The following is a 255-nucleotide window of genomic DNA, read 5'->3' as shown; positions in this document are numbered from 1 at the left end:
GCAGGGCAGATGACTGGGGTGAAGTCGTAACAAGGTAGCCGTAGGAGAACCTGCGGCTGGATCACCTCCTTTCTAAGGAAAGACACACAATCAGAGAGTGGCAACACTAATAGACGATTGTGAGTTACGGAAGCACACTGCAAAAGAAACTTTGTTCAGTTTTGAGAGTATCAACTCTCACTTGTACGTTGAAAACTGAATATCTTAATTCCAAGAAAAAACCGAGAATCATTGAGATCAATGAAAACATTGCAA

Annotated in this window: 1 rRNA gene; it reads left to right on the top strand. The window is 42.0% G+C overall.

The window, feature by feature from the left end:
- Nucleotides 1-72 (top strand): 16S ribosomal RNA (locus tag FD23_RS08955); the annotation flags it as partial.
- Nucleotides 73-255 lie beyond the last annotated feature (183 nt).

Source organism: Lactobacillus delbrueckii subsp. delbrueckii DSM 20074 = JCM 1012 (genome assembly GCF_001433875.1).
GTDB classification, from domain to species: Bacteria; Bacillota; Bacilli; order Lactobacillales; family Lactobacillaceae; genus Lactobacillus; species Lactobacillus delbrueckii.
The sequence above is the reverse complement of the archived record's forward strand: the minus strand, read 5'-3'. Positions and strand labels throughout refer to the sequence as shown.